The following is a 23,552-nucleotide window of genomic DNA, read 5'->3' as shown; positions in this document are numbered from 1 at the left end:
ATTCGAAGGGGGTAATGTTCAGTGCAAATCGGGTGCAACATATTATTAGAAAGGTGTGGACGTGACGTTAGAGTTTGAAAAAAGTGGTTTTGCTGTGATTAGAAATGCGCTGACTGCCAAGGAGTTAGCGCCAATTAAGGAAGCTACGCAGTACTACCATAAATTATGGAAGAAAAAAAACGACGAAGCATATAAAAATGGAGCGATAAATTCCGCTTATTTAACTCATCAAGCGCATTTACCTGAGGGCAAGCGTGCAATACTTTTTAATGTGATTGGGTCTCATAAATTGCGTCATATCATTGATGATACACTTGGACCTGATGCGGCATTTATGAATACTCAGCTATTTTTCGATCCTTTGAATCCCAATCAAGCAAATTATTGGCATAGAGACTCACAATATCATCTAACAATTGAAGAGCAAAAATTGGCGCTAACAGGCCCTAATGTTGTGCATTATAGAGTGGCTTTGACAGATGACCCCGGCGTAGAGCTAGTACCGGAAACCCATAAACGTTGGGACCGTAATGGCGAGCTAGATATTAGGTTGCAAAAAAATGGTCATACAAACGATGAAGAAATAGAAGGTGCAGTTAAAATTTCTTTAAAGGCCGGAGATATACTGGTTTTTTTCGCTAACATGATCCATCGAGGTCTTTATGGCAAAAATCGGTTTGCCTTAGATATACTGTTATGTGATCCAGATCCCATGTTCGAGAAATATATAAGCCGAGATATTTTGCCTAGTGAACTAACGTTAAAAGAACTCGAAAATCCATCACTTTTTGTAAATACGAATGTGTTTATTTCATAACGCACTCGAGTCCACCTAGTAGGAACTGTCTAGGTTGTTATTTAACCTAGGACACTATAGGATGGTAGTGCAATAATAAATAAAAGGATATTGTTATGAAATTAAAATTAAAAAAATCTAAACTAAAATTGCTTGATAAGAAGTTAGACTTAGCATCAGAGAATACGCCACAAGTAGCGGGCGGCCGTCTTTATCCCAATACATTTGGACCACTGAGTGAGTGTCGATGCCCAACAGGCTGGCTTTGTCCATAGTGGTTGGTTGAGATACTAAAAGATAGCTAAAATAAAAAACCCTGCCGAGCAGGGTTTTTTATTTTGTACGTGTCACTGGCTATTGAGCATGACCTTAGTACGTTGCGCTGCCTTTGGTACGTGGGAAAGCGATAACATCACGGACATTACCCATACCAGTAACATACGCAACTAAACGCTCAAAGCCAAGTCCAAAACCTGAATGTGGCACTGAGCCATACTTACGAAGATCGCGATACCAGCTGTAATCTTCTTTATTTAGACCCATTTCTTCTAAACGTGCATCAAGAACATCTAACCGTTCTTCACGTTGAGAACCACCAATAATTTCACCAATACCTGGGGCGACTACATCCATGGCTGCGACTGTTTTACCATCTTCGTTTTGACGCATGTAGAATGCTTTAATGTCACGTGGGTAGTTTTTAATGACAACTGGCGACTTAAAGTGTTCCTCAGCCAAATAACGCTCATGCTCAGATTGTAAATCAACGCCCCATTTAACTGGAAATTCAAACTTTTTACCACATTGCTCTAAAATGGTAATTGCGTCGGTATAATCAACTTGTGCAAAGTCTTTTTCTACAAACTCTTCAAGGCGCGAGATTGCGGTTTTTTCGATTCGTTGAGCGAAAAACTCCATATCATCACGGCGTTCTGTTAATACAGCATTGAATACATATTTCAGCATGCTTTCAGCAAGGTTTGCTACGTCATCTAAGTCGGCAAATGCTACTTCTGGTTCAACCATCCAAAATTCAGCTAGGTGACGAGATGTATTTGAATTCTCAGCTCTAAAAGTTGGACCAAAGGTGTAAATTTTCGACATTGCACTGGCGTATGTTTCGCCATTTAGCTGACCAGAAACCGTTAAGAATGCTTCTTTACCGAAGAAATCTTCACTGTAATCTACATCGCCTTTATCAGTACGAGGCAAGTTATTCATATCCAGTGTTGAAACACGGAACATCTCACCCGCACCTTCACAGTCACTTGCTGTGATGATTGGTGTGCTGATCCACATGTAACCTTGTTCGTGAAAGAAGCGATGTAATGCTTGTGATAAACAGTTACGAACACGTGTAACAGCGCCTATTACGTTCGTACGAGGTCGTAAATGAGCATGTTCGCGCAAGTATTCAATACTGTGACGCTTTGCAGACATTGGGTATGTATCTGGGTTTTCTACCCAACCAAGTACTTCAACTGAGTTTGCTTGAATTTCGTACGATTGACCAGTACCTTCAGATTGTACAAGCACACCCGTTACTTTCACAGAGCAACCCGCGGTTAAACTCGTAACTTCGTCATAATTATTGAGCGAATTAGGTACGACAGCTTGAATAGGGTCAAAACAAGAACCGTCATGAACGGCTAAGAAAGAAATACCTGCTTTTGAATCGCGGCGTGTACGGATCCAACCTTTAATTGTTACTTGGCTGTCTACCGCAACGGTGCCTTTTAGTAGCTCCGTTATCGCTATGTGGCTCATCTTCACTCCAATGATATAAGTTACCTAAATTAATCGAGTGTACCTACGGTCATTCGTAGGCACAAGAACCGTATCTTACCTTTGATACGGCAATAAAAAAACCGCCTGAGGCAACTCTTTTACATCTAGTCCCAAATTTATTGAAATTAACGACAGTTTTACATTTTTTTCGAGTGTAATTTGTTCGCTTTAGGATAATTGCTTTATGAGTCAGCTATAGTTCATGATTATTCTAAAGATTTATGGCATTATAACCGTAGTAAGACTCACTTTATTTGCTTAAGAGCATAGGTAATAACAATTGTCGATGAAACAAGTTTTTATCCTGAGAGGGTTGCCGGGAAGCGGTAAAAGTCACTACGCTGAGTCTCTATCTGATGAGATGGTTGGGGGTGACGAGAGCCAGTTTTTTATCTGTTCAACCGATGACTACTTTTATAATGAAGAAGGTGAATACCACTTTCAAAAGTTCAAATTGCCCCAGTTTCATAATTTAAACTTGGCGCGCTTTATTAATGCGTTGGCAGAAGGGATCCCACTGATTATTCTCGATAACACCAACATTCGTAAATGGGAGTTTGTGGCTTATAGCACTGCAGCGACGGCAATGGGCTACCAAGTAAAAGAGGTAATTGTTGGAGAAGTGAAAGATAAATCACTGCAACACCTGTATGCAAAGCGAAATACCCATGGCGTGGCGTTAAAAACCATTAGTAAAATGGCATATATGTTTGAGTGGTAGTGTTGCGATTTAATACAGTGTGTTAATTAAGCCGACTTTGAAAGTCGGCTTTGTTTTAGGTGCTTTTTTAGGTGTTTTGCAAATGAGTGAGCGCGCAGGCCAAGTATTAGTATTTTCAATCTAGCAGCTTAATATCACAGAAAAAATAGCTTACTTAGGCGCTTGACACCCTTTAGGCGGTTAACCACTGCATATAATGTCATTAATTATCACGGTCCACCATTTTATCTTTAAAGTAATTGCTCAACGTTTGTTGAATTGCCGCTTTTCATACACTTATTTGGTAATAGAGTGTAGGCTAGTTATATATGTATACGACCCTAAGAAAGGGTGAAGATGGTCAATTGTCACTTAGCCATTAGCTAAATATTTTATTGTATTAGACACTTATTTACCTTGATTAACCGATGTTTTGATGGCCAGCTTTACAGGAGTTGGCCAATACGTTAATAGGTTTTCTTCGAGTTTAGTTTGGAATGCTTTTATTTCATTTGCACGATACCAAGCATGCTGTGCAGAAATTATTTAATAAAAAAGCAGATATTTTGGATTCTAAACAGACTCAACAACAGTTTGCAAAGTATGTTTCACAGCAGTTTTTTGCGCGAGACTTATCTGAGCAAGCGCTGATATTAAACAATGTAGGGTATGAAGTCGACGGTCAGTTTTTTTGAGTATAGCAAGAAGCTAATTTACCCGAAAATATACAAGGGATTAAGTTATTTAACGGTACGCTGAGAAATTTATGGCCAACCCAAGTGAATATGGTCAATATTGAAGGCAAAGGAAAGGTGCGTACCTTATATTTTTCAATGCATAAAAATTGGTTAATCGCCAAGTTGTAATTTACCCGCAGTGCCGAGGTCACTTTTGGCTGAGGCACGCTTTTATTTTGGAGGTTCGCTGTGGAAGCAATCGTTGTCATCGTCGGTTTCTTAGGTGCAGGGAAAACGACCCTTTTAAAAAACCTCATTAAGAGTGCGTTAGTGCAAAACTGGCAGCCATTTGTTATATTAAACGACTACGAAAACGCTAACTTAGATATTGATCAACTCAGTGATGATATTGACCCTAAGTCGTTAAAGTCATTAAGTGGAAGCTGTATTTGTTGCAGTGGTATATCTCAGTTACGAGATACGGTTAATAGGATCCCTAGTCGGCCAAAAGGTATCACGTTAATAGAAGCAAATGGCACCACCGATGCCTGTTCATTAATGGGGTTTTTAGGTGTGGGGATAGACGCAAGATTTTTACCGCCGATTCAACTGTCTGTTGTTGACGTAAAAAACTGGCAAACGCGAGGTGAACATAATGAGCTGGAAGCGAACCAAATTCAAGTATCTTCAATAATCGCTTTGGCGCATTTAGAGCAATCACCCTTAAGTAGAGTTGCTCAGGTGACTGATGAAATTAAAGCCATTAACCCAAGTGCCACGATTTTACCCATCGACACACTGGATCTGTCACAATTACCTGAAGTTACGCCTATTGATAACGATATTAAAAAGCTCGCACATCACAAAGCGCATTGGGCTTCTTGCTCAACTGATTTACCTAATTTGCCTGTATATAGCTGTATTAAGGAAATATGTACGCTGTTGCCCAGTACTATTTTACGTGTGAAAGGGTGCACTCAAATAGCAAATGAAACACATTTTACATACTTTGAGCGCTGTCCTGATGGAGAAGTTTACGTAAGGCCATATAAAGGGTCACCCACGACTGGTGCAAAACTACTCACAATTGGACCTGGGAGTGAAAAAAACGTATTAGAGGATGCGATTAAGCAAAGTCTACATTTGGTATCAGTAGAAGGGTCGTTCTGCGCTTTTAGTTAGAATAAACATTATTAAAATACTATTTGGAACGTTTTAATTATGGGTGCAATTCGTTTAATTCTTGAATATTATACAGTGTGTAATAATCAACTTTATTGCCAAAATTAACAAGCATTAATAGTTAAGGGGATGTTATGAAAAAAATAATAATAGATACGGATCCGGGCATCGATGATGCTATGGCCATTTTGCTTGCTGACGCAAGTGATGCAGTTGATTTAATTGGAATAACAACAACGTTTGGTAATGCATCGATTGAAAATAGCACACGTAACGCACTTTATTTAAAGGATAAGTTCAGTTTAAAAGCAATCGTAGCACAAGGTGCTAATACTCCATTGGTACTGCCAGCCAGCCTTCCAGCGACGGTTGTGCATGGAGATAATGGGTTGGGTAATATTGTTATTCCGACTGAACAACAAAGCCAAGCGGTAAGTCAAACGGCCCATGACTATATTATAAATAGTGTTAAAGCGCATCCTCACGACATCACACTTGTTGCGATAGGTCGTTTAACTAATTTAGCACTCGCATTAAACAAGTCACCGGAAATTGCTTCGTTGGTCAAAGAAGTGGTTATCATGGGGGGCGCTTTTGGCTTCAATGGACATTCAGGTAATTTGACACCGTTTGCCGAAGCAAATGTTTATGGCGACCCGCATGCGGCAGATATTGTTGTATCTGCTGATTGGCCTGTGACCATGGTCGGTTTAGATGTCACTCAGCAATCAATTATGACTAACGCATATATCAATAAACTTAAGAGTAAATCACCGAAGTATGGCGCATTCATTTCTGAAATATCAGCGTTTTACGCACACTTTTATCATGCGGACTTAGGTTTGGATGGATTTTATGTACATGACTCATCGGCAATCGTGTATGCGATTGCACCTGAAATATTTACAACTGAACGAGGCAACATAAGAGTCGTTACTGAGGGTGTGGCAACCGGGCATACTTTATTTAAACAAAGCGATAGACTATTCCCAATTGACGAGTGGAGCAATTATCCAAAGCAAACAATTTGTACTAATGTAGACAGCGAAGCATTATTAAATTTGTACATGAACAGTTTAACATAGTGCGCAAACAGGTTGATTGGGCGCGCGCAGGCTCTGTATTTGCCCACTCTGTCTAAATCCCATTAAATTAAGTATAACGAAGGGATTCGCTTAGCGCATAACAAATACTTGCCATGTACGTATATGTTACTAAAGCTAAGCTTAATCACCCATAAGGATCCGTTTTTTAAGCGAGCGACAAAATTCGCGACGATTTTTAAAACACAGCTAATTGATAACTCAAATTATAAGAATGAATCTGCTTGGTATTATGCAGGAATATTGCTACTTATAGGCAACAAAGTATGTGTATTAATAGCGAATCATGCCGGTTTTTTTGCGCGCCAACAGAGCAATACGCGTTACTTGTTTTACAATTGTCACACTCAGATTATCGAATTGAGAATGGACTTGCTGAGTTTAAATATGTAGAAATCAAACCTAGCAAAAACTGCGCACAACTGTAACGGGTGGAATGATATTCTTTAGGCTACAGTGGATTGAAGAGATTATGCTCCAAATCAAGCAAACGTTTCTTTAATGATAAGCCTCCACCGTAGCCTACGAGGGACCCTGAAATGTCTAGAATCCGATGACAAGGTACGATGATAGCCAATGCATTTGCCCCGTTAGCATGGTGTATATTTTGGGTGGTGTACTTTGCTGGTAAGTGCTTAGCCAAATCGTCATATGTTGCAGTGCCGCCATAAGGAATACTGGTAAGTGTTTGCCACACAGACTGCTGAAAATCATTACCAACCATGCGTAAAGGAATATCAAAATGGCGGCGTTCGGCCATAAAATACTGCGTAAGTTGCTGCTCAGCTGCGGTTGTAATACCGTCACTTTTTTCTATGAAATCCGCATTGAGGGCATGCTTGATCCGCGTATCGATCGTGCGCCTCATCGCTCTATACCTGAAGTCACACAAACATAAGGTGTTGTCAAAGGAACCAAGAATAAACTCTGCGTAAGGGTGTTTAAAATATTGGATATTTATATTCTTCATTGACGTGATAAACCAAGCTGAGATCAGAGGTGGAACATATTACCTGCGATAATATCAATTAAATCAGATAGTAGGAAGTTCCTTTTGCCGTTCGGAAACGGTCTCACGATGCAGAAAAGTGTTAGTGATGCTAGTAATGCGTTTGTGTTTTTAGGTTTTACGTGTTTAGTGCTGTAAATAGACGCTCTACACATTCGTTGAATGGTTGATGTTGCACTACACTTATAAGCATATAAACCCTGAGTTTTAACGATGCAACATAAATTATTAACCGCACTGCTCATAAGCTTGCTTTTCATCTCATTAAATTTGCAAAAACGGGTTCATGCTACCAATCAAGGTTTTAAAGCGGGTGTCATTGCACAAACGTCATATTTTGATGCTCAGATAACTGTATTAGGCAGCTTTAGCATGTGTCGGGTGATTTCAGCGAAAAAACAAGATGAAATTAGATCTGCGTGTTATATAAAGGTAATAGAAAGCAAGTGGGTTTTAGAATCATTTGGGGCGCAATGCGAAGTACACTGTTCTCAATTAGATAGCTTTAATAAAACACATAACGTGGTGTTTAATCCTCTGCAGTAACCTTTTCACGAGCATCTCGTAAACCTGAAATAACACCATGCCAACTGAGCTTTTCAACCTTCAGCGGTGACTTGATTAATTGACTTGTATGTGGATCACATTGTTTACCCTTATTGCTATCATGTGGACCGGAAAGCACTTGAAAATTGGCTTTAGCGTTGCGATTTAATTTAAGAATAAAGAGGGTATCTATTGAGTTTATTAAAGCACTATTGAGTTGTTTTGCTGACCGGTAGCGTGCATATTCACAGAAAAAATAGCGGTGGTTGCTATCTTGATTAATTGTACCAAGGTTATGCCAGGTTTTAGCGTCATAGCGTCTTGCATCAACCATGAAACTGCCGAATAAGGATGGCACTGCGTATACTGAATTGATAGCCTGTTGCGCAAGCGCTTTAGAGGCGTATGATCCTGATACTAAATAGTAATTCATATTTAACTGATTATGATAAATGTGTAACGCATTGAGGTTGTTTGGTACGTTTTTGGCAACAATTAGCGCAGAAGAGAACTTTTTGAAAACACCGAGCTGTACAAAGTAGCTATTCTCAGAAATATCTTGATTTGTCAGTATATGAGAGTGTTCCAGCTGCTCATGCTGTTCCAATAAAATGATATCTTTTAGGATCAGTGTGTCACCGGTTTTTGGTGTTATTATTTCATTAGGTAGGTTTTTTACTATTAAATTAGCTATGTTAAGCTGATTAGACTCTATTTTAACCGTGTACTTACCGGCAGAAACATTGGAGAAAAAGTAGTATCCGTCATACTCTGAGATTGTCTCATATTGAATATCACCATTTACATCTAATAGCATAACAGACACCCCAGCAGCTGGCTTACTTGCATTTGAATTTGCAAAATAGAGCGTGCCTTCAACCTCATTGAAAACAGAGATGGGTACATTCACTCGACTAATGCCGCCACGGTGCGAGAGGGTTTTTATTTTACCATATGATGACTGATAGTATGGATTGGAGAGTGAACGAACGTCGACTTCCAAAATTTGTCCTCCACTGCTGCTGGGTAGCAGTATTCGACCATTATCATTGGTTTTTAGGTCTTTCCAGCGATAATTACCCGTTAAAATAGCATCAGAAACAGGTTGGTCGTCGCTATCAAAGACTTGGTTATTATTCCAATCAACGAATGATAATACTTCAAGTTGCCCACTACTAAGTGCCCTAGGAGAGTCAAACTCAAATGTGTTTTCAACATGATCAAAACTAAATGTACCGCTTAAACCAACCGATATTTGCCAATCATCTTCACTGTCGTATTGACCTGAAAAGTTAACATTAAAATCATGATGTCGATAAGTGTATTGATGCCCTAGCAATAATTTAGCATTGGCATTTGGGTTGTATGAGATTTGAGTTTGGTTGAAGCTATCTTGGGTTTGTGGCCACCGTAAATTGCTTCTGAAACTTTTCAATTTACGGTCATTTACTGGCAGCCAATCAACTGAATTTGTCCATCGCCAGCCTTTGAGATCAAGAGACCAGTAAGCACGGTTTGTCAGCATATCTTGAGAGTCATCATACTGAAATTGACTCGACCAGGTGCCACCGAGGTAATTCTTATTGATGCCAAAAGAGGTAATATTACGTTCGGACTTGTTATTTCGATGTTCATTGAGCCAACGAAAGTCCCAATTAAGGTCACTTATCCATGATGACTTTCCATTAAGAGACACAGACATGCGCCTTTTAAGTAAGTGTTTTTGTTTTGAGAAAATAGCGCTGGTAAAGTTGTCGATTAAACTCGCCTGTGCATTGATGTTAATGTCATGGTCCGTTAGACCAGTTATGATACCTCGATAACCGGTAAATAATGCGTGCCCAGCTGAGAGTTGTTTGGCTGCAATGACTTTATAGCTGCCACTATCAGAAATTCCATTAATGCCCGCACTTATATAGCGATTAGGGTGTTCGGCGTTTAAGGCACTTATACTTGAGTCGAACGTGAGTTTGTCAGTTAAACCATATGAAAGATTAGCATTTAAAGCGTGTTCAAAAGGCGTTGTATTAGATTGTTTATTACCGAATAAACTTGTTTGGGCATCTATCGCTTCAAGTTTATAGCTGAATTTACCTGGAGCAAGTGCATTTTCTCCCACGGTTACTTTTTGTTTCTTAGTGAGTTGTTCGCCTTGTGGGCCGAATAGTCTGATCTCAAATACGTTGTTACCATAGAAGGTTTCAATGTCTTCGAAGCGGACTACATTCTCATTCTGGGAAACTGATGACGCAATGTATTGCCCATTGCGGTAGAGTTCGGCTATCCAACCTGGGAGGGTGGGTTCCTCGATGGTTATGGTCGAGAAACTTTGCGATGTATTTGGATTTGTATTTGAGAAGGTAACGCCACGACCTTGAGTCGCAGACATGACGAGTGGATCTCTGCTAGATTGAATATCACCCACTTGATAATGGGTATTGATAAGTCGCTCATCACTATTAAATAAATCAATGTGTTTTTTAACTTTGAAAAAAGTACTGGTTTGATTCTTATTTTGGTTAAAGCGCAACTCGGCTTGATGTTCAAGTAAGTCAAAGTAACTGTTAAGTCTCACTAACCCTTTTGAGCGTTTTGTACGCGAGCTATAACTGGTATTTAATGCGTATTCAGTAATAGGGTAGGAAATTGCTTGGTATAAATCAGGCATACTGTGGTCAAATTGGATGGCCTTATTACGATAACTAACAGGTGTACTTGTCGCGTTATTATTTTTAGCTTTTAAAAGCGAACTTGTAAAAGAAAGCTGCATGAGTGAGTAGTTAAATTTAGATTGGGTTTTTAATACGCTATTTAATATCTCGAGGTCAATATAATGATCAAAGTCGTCTTTTGCCCAAAGCCATGCGTTTTGAGCGCCCCCATTGTTGTGTAATACCGCTGAAAAGGGGTTGTCACTATGTTCTAGTTGGCCTATGAGCATGTTGTTTTTTATGGTTAATGTAATACCTAATGTTGTGCTCACCGAGTGTATTGGCACTAACAGTCGATTATCTTTTGTGTAGTACGCCTCCATATCGGATATGACCGAGCTGCCATTCAATTTAACATTGACGATGACAAAAGCATCATCGTCAACAGTCCACTGATACAAAGGTTGTAACGGTTGTGCGTGTAATGGCAAACTAAAGAGAACACAGCCCACAATCACGATAAGCTGTAGTCTATATAATAATGTGTTGATCAAGTTGAAGTAGCGCCTAAAGTTGCATCGGTACTTCTAACTCAATAGAACCGCCATACTTATTATTCTCAATATATTGAATCGTGACCGGCCCTTGAACTGACGTTTGTAGTGGGATGAACACTTTCCGTCTATTCAGTGGCGTATATACGCCCACGTTTCTGATTTCACCTACAATTTGTTTGTCACTATCGAGTATTTTGAAATCACCGTATAAAGAGCGATTGCCTTGAAGAGTTTGCCATACCAACACATTCGAGCGGCCATTTTGTGTAACAAGTTGTGGATTGATAAGTTGAGAACTAACCTCTAGTTGACCATGCCTTACTATGACGGGGACACTATAGGCAACTTTGGGCTTGATACTGATCCCTGAGGCATTCGGGTCTTGAGATTCCGAGGCGATGATCCTTAAAACTGCTCTGTATTCACCATGCGATAAGTCGGCTTTTTTACGAACCGTCATTCGAATAGCTTGTACTTCTTTAGCTGCAATTTGGCCTCTTCTTGGAGAAAATCTGAGCATGCCTTTGGCGGAGCGTCCTGTAACTTCAGACAGTGGTACATCAATGAGTGCGCCGTCTTCCGTCATATCTTTATGCGTAAGTACTAATCTAAAATCTAACGTTTTACCAGATGTATTCCTGATCATAAGAGAATTATTTTTTGTACGATTATCAAAATATAAACGGTATTCAGATAGTGCTAAATTGGCGAATACCTTACTGGAGAATACTAATGATAAAGCGAGCAGAAGAGCGATGTGTTTTTTGCAGGTCATAATACAGCTTACAGACTAAAAAAAGAAATGAACTTGCGGAGTGACATTCCACAAGTTCGAATGAAACAAAATTATTTAACTCATTGAATAAAGGTCATAAATTTATTGGAATGACACATCTACAGTATAGTCTACGTCATAGTCACCACCAGCCGTTAGCGCTGTATCAACCGTCATTTGACCGTATACATTGATAGTAATATCAGACGCAGAACCATCAGTTGTGAATGCACTTGCAACGCCATCCGCAGTGGTTTCCGTTGATGTGCCGTCAGTTGCGGTCGTTGCTGGTGCAAAAGTTAAATTGGCGCTTGAACTACCTGAAACGGTAATATTCATTGCCGAGTTTGGTGCTAAACCCGACACTGTAATACCACCAAGTTGAATATTTGCATCAGATGCATCACAGTCGCCGGTTACCGCCCCTGCGTTATCCATGGTACAGGCTGATCCTGCAGCAAGACGAATCTTACCGAAATGTAGCGCATTTGTTTCTGCAAATGTGGGTTCACTCCAACCATTGATGCTGGCTTGAAATGTTTGGTTAGACGCAAGTAAAGATGTTGATGATAGTGCGAGTACTGCAGATAAAAGTAGTTTTTTATTCATATTGATTACCACAATGATTGTTGTTCTTAAAATACACCTCCATGTAGCAAACTTATTGTTATTAAAAGAATAAGTTTTTGAGTCCTTGAAAAGCAATTTAAACATAGTTTGATTCAGATCAAAAATACTTTATTTTCACATGTTGACATTTCCTGCAATAAAAATGTAACAAACCAAGTTACATAAACCAATACCATTTACCTAACTAATTGTTTGTAGGTAAATAAATACATTCACAGTATGCAAAAATTTAATGTTGTTTTTATTACAATAAAGTTTATTTGTTTTTAATATTTATTGAGAAAGGTTAAATAATTAGCAGTTAAATAGGTACTCTGAGCCAAATTTAGTCTTGGCTTAGTTCATTTGGGTGGATTTTCTTTCCTTTATATAAACAACGTTTAATGAAGCAAATCAAGCGGTCAAAAATAAGTTACGAGGGGTAAATGGTTGACGCAACAGTAAATTTTATTTATGGTCAAAAGTTAGGGACAAATGTACTGTGAGGTGGTGTCTAATAAGCCGTTTCATAGTGATAGAACGACAAATCAGTGGCGGTTATGATCAGATTAGCAAATATAAATGATTTAATTGGTGTATTGGGGTTGTATGAGGAGCTTAGGCCACATGATCCAGTACTTGAACTGGAAGTTATGAAAAAGAAATGGGCGGAATTAATAGATGATGAGCATTCCCATATAATTGTTGCAGAAGCAGGGGGGAAGATAGCCGCAACATGTGCGTTAGGTTTAAATAGGAGCATTGCAAATGGTGGAAAACCATTTGCAATCATAGAACATGTAGTCACAGGAAGTGGGTTTCGTAGACGAGGGTTTAGTCGCCAGGTACTAGAATATGCTGTTGCGTTGGCATGGCAGCTAGGTTGTTGTAAAGTGATGCTATTATCGGGTGAAAAATTAACTGCGGCGCACCGTGTTTATGAGTCTGTAGGGTTCAAAAGTGGTATTGAGAAAGGGTTTGTCATTAAGCCTGATGTCACGTGAGCAAAAATGTATGTTCATTTAAAAAGCCGATAAAATTGAACCTGCAATTTAATCGGCTTTGTAATGCATCTGTTTAATGTATATATAAATATTTACATTGCGTCGTATTCATCTTGCCAGAAGAATTTTTCTTCTCCAAACGCGGGGACTAAGCCATCAAGCCAAGTGGCTTTCTCGTCGTATTTTGCAAAGAAAGGCCGCTGTACCCAATCAGGGTTTCTGGCTTGAATAAAGCGTAAAACAAATACTTTCTCACCGTTTATTTCACTGACACCTGATACTTCTACTTTACCGGGCCCAGCGCTCATTGAAGGGCCTCGCACAGTTCTACTTACGCCAGATACTTCTTTATAAGCCTCACGGAATATTTCCCAGTTTTTATAAAGCGGCAACTCAAAGTAACGCTTGGCACCGGTATCACGTTCAATGAACATATAATAAGGGATCATGCCCATTTGAGTTTGTTCTTTCCACATTTCAGACCACATTTTAGGGTCTGTATTGATGTTGTTCAGAAGAGGAGCTTGGGTTCTTATTTGTGCACCAGTTTGACGGATCAAACGGATGGCTTCTTTAGTTACTTCGGTACGCAATTCTTGCTTGTGGTTGATATGCGCCATGATGGATACATGTTTGCCTGCATCAACTAGCTCCTTAAGAAGCGCGAGTAACTCTTGTGCATCTGGATCAGTAACGTAACGGAATGGCCAGAACGTTAAAGATTTAGTACCAATACGAATAGTGCGAATATGGTCAAAGCGGGGTTCTTTTAATGCTTCTAAATATTTACGTAATTTAACGGTACGCATTACCATCGGATCACCACCGGTCATGAGTAAATCAGTGACTTCGGTGTGTTCTGCAAGATAGTTATGTAACAGTTCTTCATCATTATTGTTGAATCGAGTTGCTTTGCCTACAAATTGGGCCCAGCGGAAACAAAAAGTACAATAAGAATGACAATATTGACCTTGAGAAGGGAAGAATAAGACGGTTTCTTTGTATTTATGCTGAATACCGTCAACCCGTTCGCCTTCGTATTCAGGTACGTTTTTTTCCATTTGCCCCGCAGGGTGTGCGTTGAACTTTTGGCGAAGTTCTGTGGCAAGATTAAACACATCTTCAGGAGTATGATCGCCTTGCAACAAAGCAGCCATTTCATCATAAGATTCATCATCAAGCATACCACGTTGAGGGAAGGTAAGCTGAAATACTGGATCGTTGGGCACCTTGTCCCAATCTATTAATTCCTCGATAACAAAATTGTTTACCCGAAATGGGAAGACGTTAGCCACAACTTTCATTTCGAAACGAAGGTGTTCTGGTAGCTTGTCTAGCTGTTCAATCTTGTCGATTTGACGATGTTGATAAACGGTAAATCGAGGCGCTTTATACGCCTCGACTGGCTGCAATTTGACGGTTTGATGCATATTTGCCCTTTTAAGCTTGCTAGATTCAAAAAGGCCATAGTCTATCATCTTTAGGAACAAATTTCAGTGTAAATACTAGAATTTGCAATAATTTGATAGACAGGGTTAAGTCAATAAAACCGTTTGCCCTATTCCCTTAGAGCATAGTCTTTTAATACTGTTGTTGCGCTAAAGCAGTATAAATACCATTACATAGGGCGTGAATTTGTTGGTTTGACGTAATGTAAGGAGGCATAATATAAATTAATTTGCCAAAAGGTCTGATCCATAGTCCTTGGTCTATAAAGTATCGCTGAATTTTGGCAACATTGACGGTGTGCTTTACTTCCACCACACCTATAGCCCCGAGTATTCTCACATTTTCTACTGCGTCGAGTTCTTCACACAAACGAAGATGTTGCATTGCACCAAATAACCTCGTTACTTGCGCTTCCCAGTTATTTTCAAATAATAAATCAATGCTTGCTGACGCCACAGCACAGGCTAATGGGTTGCCCATAAATGTGGGCCCATGCATAAGTACACCGGCATTGCCTTTACTTATTTCGGTGGCGACATGGTTTGTGGTAAGTGTTGCAGATAGTGTCATGGTTCCACCAGTTAAGGCTTTGCCTATGCACAGTATGTCTGGACTTATGTTCGCATGTTCACAAGCAAACAATTTCCCTGTACGGCCAAAACCTGTTGCTATTTCATCGAGGATCAATAACACATTATATTTATCACAGAGTATGCGTAGCTCTTTTAAATAAGCGGGGTGGTAGAAATTCATGCCGCCTGCATTTTGAACTATAGGCTCGATAATGAACGCCGCGACTTCATGATGATGTAGCTTAAAGCTATTTTCTAATTCTACTAATTCATCATGATTAATATTACCGCCAAATGATGATGCTGGTGCTGGCACAAAAATATGTTCTGGTAAAAACCCTTGGTACATACTGTGCATTGAATTAACGGGATCACATACGCTCATTGCCGCAAAGGTATCTCCATGGTAACCCTTTCTTGCCGTCATTAGTTTCGTTTTATGTTGCGTCCCTTGACTCATCCAAAATTGCAGCGCCATTTTAATAGCCACTTCAACACTGACCGAGCCACTATCGGCCAAAAATACTTTTTGTAATGGCTCTGGCGTTATGTTGATTAATTTTTTGCATAAATTGATCGCTGGCGCATGCGTAATACTACCGAACATGACATGGCTCATAGACTGCGCTTGTTCAGTGATGGCTTTCACAAGTTTTGGGTGATTATAGCCGTGAATCGCACTCCACCAAGATGCCATGCCATCGATGAGTTGTTCTCCAGTTTCTAAATATATATGTGCGGCATCCGTATGACTCACCGGGTAAACGGGGAGTGGGTCAATCATGGATGTATAAGGATGCCAAATATGCTCTTTGTCAAAATCTAAATCAACTGCGTTATTTTTGCTCACTTGTAAACCCTGCTGCTTGCTTTGTCGTTGACAATACTACGTCACTCAGTAGACTAAGCCAATCACCGTCAAGTTAAGTGCACATAATTTAGACACTTGCTACAAGAATAAAGAGAAACAATATGATCACAGTTCGCCACGATTGGACTCATAAAGAAGTAAAAGCACTATTTGAGATGCCATTTAATGATTTACTATTTAGGGCTGCAAGTATTCATCGCGAAAATTTTAATCCCAATGAAGTGCAAATCTCAACCTTGCTATCAATAAAAACAGGGGCGTGCCCTGAAGATTGTAAATACTGCCCTCAGTCAGGTCATTATAAAACAGACCTTGAACGTGAACGTTTGATGGAAGTTGAGAAAGTGGTGGAGCAAGCGCGTTTAGCTAAGAATAAAGGTGCAACGCGTTTTTGTATGGGTGCAGCATGGTCAGATCCTAAAGACCGTGATATGCCATATATAGAGAAAATGGTTAAAGAAGTTAAAGAGTTGGGTTTAGAAACCTGCATGACATTAGGCATGCTAGACAATGATAAGGCTCACTCGCTTAAAAACGCTGGGCTAGATTACTACAACCACAACTTAGATACTTCACCAGAATATTACCAGCAAATAATAACAACCCGCACTTATCAAGACAGACTTGACACCATTGACCATGTACGCGATGCAGGCATGAAAGTATGCTCTGGTGGTATCGTTGGTATGGGTGAGCAAGCATCTGACCGTTTCGGTTTACTAATTCAATTGGCGAATTTAGACCAACAACCAGAAAGTGTACCAATTAACATGCTGGTTAAAGTTAAAGGGACGCCACTTGAAGATGTGGATGATTTAGATCATTTCGAATTTATTCGCACAATTGCAGTAGCGCGCATTATGATGCCATTTAGTTACGTACGACTCTCTGCAGGTCGCACGGCAATGAATGAGCAAATGCAGTCAATGTGTTTCTTCGCTGGTGCCAATTCAATATTCTATGGTGACAAACTGCTGACTACTGAAAATCCTGAAGCGGATGCAGATATGAACTTACTGAAAAAGTTAGGAATGAAGCCTGAAGAACGTCATGATTATTCTGATGAAGCTTATGAGGCATCTCTATCTTCAGCCATCGCTGATAAAGCAACCTCAGAGCTATTTTACGAAGCAAATTAATGGCGTTTGATTTTATTGAACACAGTATCAAGCAACGACGTACTAAGTCGTTGCTGCGCCGTCGTATATGTATACAAAGCGGTGATGCAAGGTATATTAACGTTGACTCAAAACGTTACTTGAACTTTGCCAGCAATGATTATTTAGGCTTAGGTGGCCCGGTTTTGGCTAACGACGTATTATCGGGGAGCCGAAGTTCTTCATTGGTAACGGGATATTTAGACGTTCATAAAAAGCTAGAACATGCTTTATGTCAATTGCTGGGTTACGATGATGCAATGTTATTTAGCAGTGGGTTTAGCGCGAATAGCAGTGTATTAAAAGCGCTTTTTAATGAACAATCAGTTGCAAAAGACAGTGCTATTTTTCAAGACAAGCTCAATCATGCCAGTTTAATTGATGGCGCATTGCACAGTGATGCAAGGCACATTCGATTTAATCACAATGATATGAATCACTTGCGAGCACGTTTAGAAAAAAGTAACGCATTAAATAAGTTGATCGTGAGTGAAGGGGTGTTTTCAATGGATGGTGATAGCGCGCCATTAGCGCAGTTACATGCATTAAAGCAGCAGCATAGTGCTTGGTTAATGATTGATGATGCGCACGCTTTTGGTATTACCGGGAAGCAGGGACTAGGTAGTGCACAAACACAGAACAAACCGGACATATTAGTGATCACATTTGGTAAAGCAATGGCTTGCCAAGGCGCTGCAGTATTGGCTAGCCACGATGTTATTGACTATCTAGTACAGGTAAATAGGGATTACATATACTCTACCGCAATGTCGCCAGTCATGGCACATAGTGCGTTACAACAGTTAGATAAAGTGATTAATGCAGATGACGCGCGTACTCAGTTACAAGAAAATATTGCGCTATTTCAACAATTATGTGCAAACGTAAATATCCCTTTATTGACATCGAACACACCGATACAACCTATTGTGTTAGGGTCCGCTGAGAATGCTTTAAAGGCTCAGAGAAAGCTTAAAGAACATAATATTTGGTTGACGGCCATTAGGCCACCGACGGTACCTCACAATACGGCACGGCTCAGAGTTACCTTAACAGCAGCCCATAAAAGTGATGATATACACTATTTAGTACAAGTTTTGGGGGAGGTATTATGAACCGCCACTCACCAAAAAGCAGTGTAATGTCAGATGCTATTAAACAACATACGGCTGAATGCTTCTCCAAAGCGGCTGATAATTATGGTAAATATGCAAAAGTACAAACAAAAGCAGCGGCATTATTATTCACTAAGTTGCGTTTAAGTAATCGGTATATACTAGACTTGGGGGCGGGGCCACTATTACACCATGATATATTAGCAGCCCGGGCCGCCGATGTAGTACATATGGATTTGAGTCATGCCATGTTAATGCAGGGGCCAAATACGACAGGACGTGTGTGCGCTGATATGGATGCCTTGCCATTTCAATCTGAAACTTTTGACGCGGTGTTTTCAAATTTTGCAATTCAATGGAGTCAGTCCCCGGCTCAGTTGTTTACAGAATTGGCGAGAGTATGTAAGTCAGGAGGGCAGGTTGTCCTATCATCTGTATTAACTGGTTCGCTAAACGAGATAGCGGTAGCATGGCAGGCAAATGATTGTGAAACACATGTTAATCACTTTTTGACTTTATCGGCACTGATTGGGTATGCAGCAGAGGCTGGCTTCGACATTGGCAGTGCTAAGCAAATTGCGTTGGTAGACGAGTATCCTGATGCGAAAGCAGCAATACAATCAATCAAACATATTGGAGCAAATAAGTTACAAGGTAGCCGAGAAAAGAAAGGCTTGATGGGGCGAAAAGCGTACAGAAAAGTACTTGATGGGTATCCAATTACAGATAGCTGTGCGCCTGTGACCTACCAAGTCGCACTATTGGAGTTATTCAAACGATGAGCGCATTTTTTATTACAGGTACAGATACTGAGGTTGGCAAAACCTACGTAACTTCTTTGTTACTGAAGTTTTTAGCCAAGCACAAGCGGAAAGCTTTGGGCTTTAAACCCATAGCAGCAGGGGCTGAGGAAGCTTTTGGCCAATTAGTCAACGAAGATGCACTCAGCCTAATGGAATGTGCGTCGGTACACGGTAAATATGAGCAAATAAATCCTATTTGTTTTGCCCCTCCAATTGCACCACATATTGCTGCAAAACGGGCTGGTGTTGAAGTTTCTGTTCAAGTTTTGCACAAGCACTATCTCGCATTAGATGACCTGGGTGCCGAATTTAGACTCGTGGAAGGTGCGGGCGGTTGGGCGTTACCAATCAATGATACACAATACCTTTACGACTGGGTAATTGCTGAGCAATTACCTGTCATACTGGTCGTAGGTATGAAACTTGGCTGCCTTAACCATACACTTTTGACGATGCAGGTTTTGCAATCTCAAGGCGTAAAGTGTGTAGGTTGGATTGCCAATCAGATTGATAGAGATATGGCTGAGTTTGACGAAAACTTAGCGTCTCTTCGACAGCGAATAAGCGCCCCTTTACTCGCTGTTGCGCCTTACACAGAAGAAACCCCTACCTTGCAGATCCATGCTGCATTGACCAACTTATTTGGTATTGATCTTTAAATACATAAAAAGCCAAAGTGAAAGGTTCACTTTGGCTTTGCGTGCTACAGGTTGGAGATAGTACTGAAGCTTAATTACATCCTTTTTGTACAGTTTGAGTTGATACTCTTACAGTGAAATCATTGTAATCACTATCATTTTGGTCTTCCCAGTACTGAATATTACCACTTTGTCTCATATTAGTAGTTAATTGGCCACTGTTACCATTGATAGCCATAACGTATGAGATTGAGCTCGATTGCAATACATCATAACTGCCATTTGCACCATACTCATCAAGCAGTTTGACATAACTACCATTCACTTTTATACCCCAGTCATTATTAAATAATGAATCTTCAGAAACGAATTGATAATTAATACGCGTGTAATTTGCAGGCGTGCATGGAGCGTCATCATTAACAATTGTGCCACCGGCACTGCTTTGTCCAGAAATGCCTGACTGTGCAACAGCATTAACGGTTAGCGTTTTATCTGCGCTATGTACAGTGTTATCAATTGTTAGAATAGAGACTGCGGCACTTGTTTGACCAGACGGAATTGTCACGGATGCCGTTGATAATGTGTAATCACTTGGTGATGTTGTTCCATCCGTCACCGACAATGCAACCGTAATATCTTCAGTAAATGTTGTACTTATTGTTGCATTGTATGTCAGTGTTCCACCTTCGACAACCGAGTCTGTGACGGGTTGAAGTGAAAAAGTGGGTTTGGGTGCAGTGCCGCATTGCACGTTTGTGTAGCATGCGACAGGTTGATTAGTATTTGTTGCTAAATCATTTAATCTAACGGGCACAGTGGCAAGTAAGCAAGTTGACCCTGTATTAGGCTCCAACATATATATTTGCGACTTATTAGCGTGCCCATGGTCGTTAATGAGTGTCCGACTGATCACCACATCGCCTGCTTGATTTAGGGTTGCGCCTGTAACTGAAGTTAAGCCGTGATTAGAAAGTAAAGTTAGTGCATAGGTACTGCGGTTGATTTCGTAGGTTGAGCTTGACGTCACGAGCAGCAGTTGACTGCCTTTAATTACCAAGTCACCACGATACTTACCTAATAGGTTACCTAAACTAGCAAGTTCGGTTGCTTCACCAGTTTGCTTGTCTATTTGATACAGCTTACTGTAGCTGCTGGCGAGTAAAGTATCATTCTGATTATCATAAACCATGCCTATTACTGATTTTGTTGTACCAACAATAGTATGGCTTTGGCTTGCAAAGTCATAATAAGCTAACTTTGTTGATTTGTACCTTTTACCTTTAATTGGTAGGTGTGCAAGTTCATCGGCGCTAATCGCCAAGGCACTTACGTCAACCTCATACTCTGTTGGGCGCGGGGAGGCGACATAATACATTCGGTTATTGCTGTTATCATAGGCGAGTGCACTAGAGCTGAACTTAGCAATTGATTTAGCTTGCGCTGATTGCACTTCCTCATTGAGGCTGAAGAGCAGACCTAAATCTCCGCGACCGGCATTGATCCCATAGAGTTCCCCTAGGCATTCGTTTGCATAGCTCGGAGCGCAAATACTAATAGCTATGAGTGATAGTGCAGGCATGGTTAATGAAGTTTTTGTCATGGTGTAGTATCCAAGGTAGTTCATCCTGAACAACTAATACAACACAAAGTAATGTCACACCCGGTCCATATCGCAGGTGTGATTTCTTAATCCTTTGAGGCGAGTGCTTCCGTTATTGACTTTGCAATCTGAGGTTATTATCTACACTTAAAAACATTTTATCAACATTTATTTGGTACTAAAGGGTTGGTTTTTTGTGGGGGTTACGCTTTGTTGTTCATTTTTATATAGTTAGGTAATAGCTCTTCGACAATTTTTTTTGCACTAATGGTATAGCGGACTCCACTAAACATAACAGAAGTTTGTTCATCAATACCTGTTATTCCGGTTAGTGTCCAACCTTCGCCGCGTTCAGGGCAGTAGACTTTCGTGGTGGGTTGAATCACTTTAAACTCTTCAGACATTATATTTCCTAGATGGACTGATTTTGCGCTGATAGTTTATACTAATTATAGAATTTTCCAATCTATGTAGCTCCGATGGTATTACAAACCACCCGTTTATTTTTAAGGCCTATCTCGCATCGAGATATAGATGCCCTGTTGCGGCTACTTAATGAGCCATTGATCGCTCAGTATAATGATTATGGGCAAACAGTGAGCCGTGATGAAGCAAAATCATTGATCCAATGGGATCTTGAGCAAGCTTATCAGGGAACAGGTACGCGCTTTGTTATTATTAATAAAATATCAAATGAATTTATAGGCACATTAGGCATCTATGACCATGATATTATTAAAAAGCATTGCTTTTTAGGTTTCGAGCTTTCGCCATCCGAATGGGGAAAAGGTATTATGCGTGAAGCACTCGAGTGCCTATTTAACTATTTAGTTGAAAACATCGCACAAAATGCGCTTCCTTTGCTGGTAAGAGCAAAAGTTGAGAGTTTAAATAAGAACTGCATAAAACTATTAACACGCTTGATGTTTACGCAATCGAACGTAAATGAATATATCATGCTCTTAGAAGCTGCAGAAGAAGCAGATCCGAATGCGATGTACGAGCAGGTAGAAGATACATTACTTTTGGATCAAATGTAATTTATTGCTGAGAGTACGGACCATCTCCTGTGCAGTGGTATTGTCGTCACATAACCCTTGTAATAAAGTCATGAAATAGCAATCCATCATGACGTTTGCCTGTGTTGCATCGTATTGCTGTTCGGAATATAGCATTAATTTAAATGCGTTCAATTGATCTAGAAAATACGCTTGTTGCCATAAAATGCAAACCACTAGCTCTTTACTAAACTCTTTATTTTCTAAATAAAAGGCATACAAATATTTGGCATAATGGCGAAGCTTTAATCTGGGTGTATGGTGCGTATCTGTTTCTGCCGCCTCCTGTATTACCGAGTCTATTTTGCGATACATTGCGACTTTCAGTATGTCGGCTTTTGACGGGAAATGGCTAAACACCGTGCCAGTTGCTACACCAGCATATTGTGATATTTGCCGAGTTGTGGTGTCGTGGTACCCATACTTGTTAAATAGGTCCCAGCTTGCGTTTAAAATTGCAGAGTATGTTTTTTCTCTTTTATTCATAATAGTCCCTATCCGAAGAAGCAAATATCTTAGCACTATTTTTTATACAAACACATAAAATGCTTATTTTATGAGCGCGCTCAGCTATATTTATGAGTGCGCTCAATTTAAAGTAACGTGCTGTGTCTCAGATATTGGGACGTTTACTATTTCCAGTTGTTGACTTTTATCCATGGCGATTACGCTCGCTATAGAAGGAGGTGCTATGCCCAACAGGTATGTTGCTACTCTTTTTAATATCGGTATTTAATTGCTGTGGAACGCTGGAGAATGGTTGAACCCCAATAAAAAATATACTTAGAAAGCATAAAGCAAGTACTTCACTATGAACTTTCGTGGTTTTACGCGCGCGTTTAGTTTAAAATCAAGCACTGATAAAATGTAAATTCAGATAATCCTGAGG

At 40.0% G+C, this 23,552-nt stretch carries 23 protein-coding genes and 1 pseudogene; 14 read left to right on the top strand and 10 right to left on the bottom strand.

Annotated elements, in window-relative coordinates:
- Nucleotides 1–61 precede the first annotated feature (61 nt).
- Both J8M01_RS19655 and J8M01_RS19650 read left to right on the top strand, forming a co-directional pair.
- On the top strand, nucleotides 62–817 hold the full coding sequence (locus J8M01_RS19655) for a phytanoyl-CoA dioxygenase family protein (protein ID WP_348772766.1): 756 nt from the start codon (nucleotides 62–64) through the stop codon (nucleotides 815–817).
- Between the two features lie 95 nt (nucleotides 818–912).
- A complete protein-coding gene (locus J8M01_RS19650) occupies nucleotides 913–1,071 on the top strand; it encodes a hypothetical protein (protein WP_210997613.1) in 159 nt (52 codons plus the stop codon).
- Nucleotides 1,072–1,165: 94 nt separating this feature from the next.
- Here the strand turns inward: J8M01_RS19650 and asnS are convergent, their stop codons facing one another.
- Nucleotides 1,166–2,563, bottom strand: coding sequence for an asparagine--tRNA ligase (gene asnS, locus J8M01_RS19645; RefSeq protein ID WP_192507376.1), 1,398 nt, complete (start codon nucleotides 2,561–2,563; stop codon nucleotides 1,166–1,168).
- 307 nt (nucleotides 2,564–2,870) lie between these two features.
- On the opposite strand from asnS, the gene J8M01_RS19640 reads away from it, so the two are divergent.
- The 5 genes and pseudogenes from J8M01_RS19640 to J8M01_RS19620 all read left to right on the top strand — a co-directional run bounded on the left by J8M01_RS19640 (nucleotide 2,871) and on the right by J8M01_RS19620 (nucleotide 6,674).
- The gene (locus J8M01_RS19640) at nucleotides 2,871–3,305 is read left to right on the top strand and encodes an AAA family ATPase (protein WP_192507377.1); all 435 of its coding nucleotides are present in this window, start codon (nucleotides 2,871–2,873) and stop codon (nucleotides 3,303–3,305) included.
- Nucleotides 3,306–3,781: 476 nt separating this feature from the next.
- A pseudogene (locus J8M01_RS24385) lies at nucleotides 3,782–4,150 on the top strand (DUF6702 family protein).
- A 60-nt stretch (nucleotides 4,151–4,210) separates the two neighbouring features.
- Nucleotides 4,211–5,143 carry a GTP-binding protein gene (locus J8M01_RS19630; RefSeq protein WP_211059048.1) on the top strand — a complete coding sequence of 311 codons (933 nt, stop codon included), beginning with the start codon at nucleotides 4,211–4,213 and terminating at the stop codon, nucleotides 5,141–5,143.
- 134 nt (nucleotides 5,144–5,277) lie between these two features.
- On the top strand, nucleotides 5,278–6,228 hold the full coding sequence (locus J8M01_RS19625) for a nucleoside hydrolase (RefSeq protein WP_211059047.1): 951 nt from the start codon (nucleotides 5,278–5,280) through the stop codon (nucleotides 6,226–6,228).
- A 284-nt stretch (nucleotides 6,229–6,512) separates the two neighbouring features.
- A complete protein-coding gene (locus J8M01_RS19620) occupies nucleotides 6,513–6,674 on the top strand; it encodes a hypothetical protein (RefSeq protein WP_211059046.1) in 162 nt (53 codons plus the stop codon).
- Between the two features lie 23 nt (nucleotides 6,675–6,697).
- On the opposite strand, the gene J8M01_RS19615 is transcribed toward J8M01_RS19620, so the two are convergent.
- Entirely contained in the window at nucleotides 6,698–7,114 is a 417-nt protein-coding gene (locus J8M01_RS19615; RefSeq protein ID WP_247671204.1) for a methylated-DNA--[protein]-cysteine S-methyltransferase, read from the bottom strand.
- Between the two features lie 354 nt (nucleotides 7,115–7,468).
- On the opposite strand from J8M01_RS19615, the gene J8M01_RS19610 reads away from it, so the two are divergent.
- Nucleotides 7,469–7,801: a hypothetical protein gene (locus tag J8M01_RS19610; RefSeq protein ID WP_211059044.1), complete on the top strand. Its 333-nt coding sequence runs from the start codon at nucleotides 7,469–7,471 to the stop codon at nucleotides 7,799–7,801.
- Here J8M01_RS19610 and J8M01_RS19605 read toward each other — a convergent pair.
- From J8M01_RS19605 to J8M01_RS19595, 3 genes are all read right to left on the bottom strand, one after another.
- Nucleotides 7,785–11,006 carry a carboxypeptidase-like regulatory domain-containing protein gene (locus J8M01_RS19605; RefSeq protein WP_211059043.1) on the bottom strand — a complete coding sequence of 1,074 codons (3,222 nt, stop codon included), beginning with the start codon at nucleotides 11,004–11,006 and terminating at the stop codon, nucleotides 7,785–7,787. The two genes, J8M01_RS19610 and J8M01_RS19605, sit on opposite strands and share 17 nt — an antisense overlap.
- Before the next feature lie 13 nt (nucleotides 11,007–11,019).
- Nucleotides 11,020–11,655, bottom strand: a complete 636-nt coding sequence (locus tag J8M01_RS19600; RefSeq protein WP_247671203.1) for a hypothetical protein — start codon at nucleotides 11,653–11,655, stop codon at nucleotides 11,020–11,022.
- Between the two features lie 231 nt (nucleotides 11,656–11,886).
- The gene (locus tag J8M01_RS19595) at nucleotides 11,887–12,393 is read right to left on the bottom strand and encodes a hypothetical protein (protein ID WP_192507386.1); all 507 of its coding nucleotides are present in this window, start codon (nucleotides 12,391–12,393) and stop codon (nucleotides 11,887–11,889) included.
- 560 nt (nucleotides 12,394–12,953) lie between these two features.
- On the opposite strand from J8M01_RS19595, the gene J8M01_RS19590 reads away from it, so the two are divergent.
- On the top strand, nucleotides 12,954–13,397 hold the full coding sequence (locus J8M01_RS19590) for a GNAT family N-acetyltransferase (RefSeq protein WP_211059041.1): 444 nt from the start codon (nucleotides 12,954–12,956) through the stop codon (nucleotides 13,395–13,397).
- A 92-nt stretch (nucleotides 13,398–13,489) separates the two neighbouring features.
- Here J8M01_RS19590 and J8M01_RS19585 read toward each other — a convergent pair whose 3' ends face one another.
- On the bottom strand, nucleotides 13,490–14,827 hold the full coding sequence (locus tag J8M01_RS19585; RefSeq protein WP_192507388.1) for a lysine 2,3-aminomutase: 1,338 nt from the start codon (nucleotides 14,825–14,827) through the stop codon (nucleotides 13,490–13,492).
- A gap of 151 nt (nucleotides 14,828–14,978) precedes the next feature.
- Nucleotides 14,979–16,268 carry an adenosylmethionine--8-amino-7-oxononanoate transaminase gene (gene bioA, locus J8M01_RS19580; protein ID WP_211059040.1) on the bottom strand — a complete coding sequence of 430 codons (1,290 nt, stop codon included), beginning with the start codon at nucleotides 16,266–16,268 and terminating at the stop codon, nucleotides 14,979–14,981.
- Between the two features lie 122 nt (nucleotides 16,269–16,390).
- Between bioA and bioB the strand changes: the two genes are divergently transcribed.
- Genes bioB through bioD form a run of 4 tightly spaced genes read left to right on the top strand, consistent with a single transcriptional unit; the run spans nucleotide 16,391 to nucleotide 20,023 of the window.
- Entirely contained in the window at nucleotides 16,391–17,428 is a 1,038-nt protein-coding gene (gene bioB / locus J8M01_RS19575) for a biotin synthase BioB (protein ID WP_210997600.1), read from the top strand.
- A complete protein-coding gene (locus J8M01_RS19570; protein ID WP_211059039.1) occupies nucleotides 17,428–18,561 on the top strand; it encodes an 8-amino-7-oxononanoate synthase in 1,134 nt (377 codons plus the stop codon). Before bioB ends, J8M01_RS19570 begins: the two co-directional genes overlap by 1 nt.
- Nucleotides 18,558–19,343: a methyltransferase domain-containing protein gene (locus J8M01_RS19565; protein ID WP_192507392.1), complete on the top strand. Its 786-nt coding sequence runs from the start codon at nucleotides 18,558–18,560 to the stop codon at nucleotides 19,341–19,343. Before J8M01_RS19570 ends, J8M01_RS19565 begins: the two co-directional genes overlap by 4 nt.
- Entirely contained in the window at nucleotides 19,340–20,023 is a 684-nt protein-coding gene (bioD, locus tag J8M01_RS19560) for a dethiobiotin synthase (protein WP_211059038.1), read from the top strand. Before J8M01_RS19565 ends, bioD begins: the two co-directional genes overlap by 4 nt.
- Nucleotides 20,024–20,093: 70 nt before the next feature.
- Here bioD and J8M01_RS19555 read toward each other — a convergent pair whose 3' ends face one another.
- Nucleotides 20,094–21,605, bottom strand: a complete 1,512-nt coding sequence (locus J8M01_RS19555; protein WP_211059037.1) for a DUF1735 domain-containing protein — start codon at nucleotides 21,603–21,605, stop codon at nucleotides 20,094–20,096.
- 203 nt (nucleotides 21,606–21,808) lie between these two features.
- Entirely contained in the window at nucleotides 21,809–22,009 is a 201-nt protein-coding gene (locus J8M01_RS19550; RefSeq protein WP_211059036.1) for a hypothetical protein, read from the bottom strand.
- Nucleotides 22,010–22,084: 75 nt separating this feature from the next.
- Here J8M01_RS19550 and J8M01_RS19545 point away from each other — a divergent pair, with 75 nt between their 5' ends.
- The gene (locus tag J8M01_RS19545; RefSeq protein ID WP_211059035.1) at nucleotides 22,085–22,645 is read left to right on the top strand and encodes a GNAT family N-acetyltransferase; all 561 of its coding nucleotides are present in this window, start codon (nucleotides 22,085–22,087) and stop codon (nucleotides 22,643–22,645) included.
- On the opposite strand, the gene J8M01_RS19540 is transcribed toward J8M01_RS19545, so the two are convergent.
- Entirely contained in the window at nucleotides 22,625–23,149 is a 525-nt protein-coding gene (locus J8M01_RS19540; protein ID WP_211059034.1) for a TetR/AcrR family transcriptional regulator, read from the bottom strand. The two genes, J8M01_RS19545 and J8M01_RS19540, sit on opposite strands and share 21 nt — an antisense overlap.
- Nucleotides 23,150–23,552 lie beyond the last annotated feature (403 nt).

The organism is Pseudoalteromonas sp. MMG005 (genome assembly GCF_018101015.1).
Classification (GTDB): Bacteria; Pseudomonadota; Gammaproteobacteria; order Enterobacterales; family Alteromonadaceae; genus Pseudoalteromonas; species Pseudoalteromonas aurantia.
The sequence above is the reverse complement of the archived record's forward strand: the minus strand, read 5'-3'. Positions and strand labels throughout refer to the sequence as shown.